Raw genomic sequence first — 1065 nt, forward strand, 5'->3', positions numbered from 1 at the left:
GGGAGAGGTAAATGTGAAAAAAAAACAAATTAATGCAATAGAAGTGGCTAAGCTAGCTAATGTATCACAATCGACGGTTTCTAGGGTATTCACTCCAGGTGCCAAAGTGTCTCCTAGGACACAAAAACGCGTGTTAGAAGCTGCCCAAAAAATAGGATATCGTCCAAATGCTTTAGCAAGAGGGCTAATAACTAATAAGACTAACATAATCGGACTTGTAATGGGTAATATTCAAAACCCTTTTTATCCAGAAATCCTCGATGAATTCACAAAAAGTTTGTATGAAAAAGGGTATCATGTACTTTTTTTTCATACAAAGAATGATGAAATTACCCAAGATGAAGTATCCCAATTTCTTGAATACAATGTAGAGGGTGTGATAGTGACAGACGTTTTGCTATCTTCAAATGTTGTCTCCAAACTTTCTACACATGATATACCTATTATTCTTTTCAATCGATATACCCAAGATTCTTCCTGTCATTCTGTATGTTGTGATAATTATTCCGCGGGTATGAAAATCGGGGAGTATTTATATAAACAAGGTCATCAAAAGTTCACTTATATTACCGGTCGTACAAATACATCAACGAGTCGTGATCGTGAGAGGGGATTCGCTGAGTTTCTTTTACAAAAAGGAATAAAACCGGTAATTGAAGAAGGAGATTACACTTATGAAGCCGGTTACTCTGTAGCAATGAGTGTACTAAAAAATAGAAATCGTCCGGATGCTATTTTCTGTGCAAATGATATTATAGCTTTAGGAGTAATAGATGCTGCTAAAATATTAGGTCTATCTATTCCAAATGAATTGTCAATTGTAGGATTTGATGATATTTCAATGGCTTCTTGGCCTCCTTATTCTTTAACAACTTGGCAGCAACCAGTAAAAGAAATGATTGAAGCAACTATTAATATGTTATTAAATACAGTGGATGGAGAAGCGACCAAGCCTCAATCTCTACTTTTTTCAGGCAAGCTTCTTGAGAGAAAATCTGTAAGACTTCTCAAAAATAGTTGACAATGAAAGGGCTATCATTTATGATTTAGTAGACGCAATAGTGT

1 protein-coding gene is annotated in these 1065 nt (G+C 35.2%); it reads left to right on the forward strand.

Annotated features, from left to right (window positions below; genetic code table 11):
• A partial coding sequence (locus tag RB298_RS21595; protein WP_486048552.1) for a LacI family DNA-binding transcriptional regulator occupies positions 1–1021 on the forward strand: 1021 nt, incomplete at its 5' end.
• Positions 1022–1065 lie beyond the last annotated feature (44 nt).

Source organism: Priestia sp. BR_2 (assembly GCF_041954005.1).
Taxonomy (GTDB): Bacteria; Bacillota; Bacilli; order Paenibacillales; family Paenibacillaceae; genus Paenibacillus_AQ; species Paenibacillus_AQ lautus_A.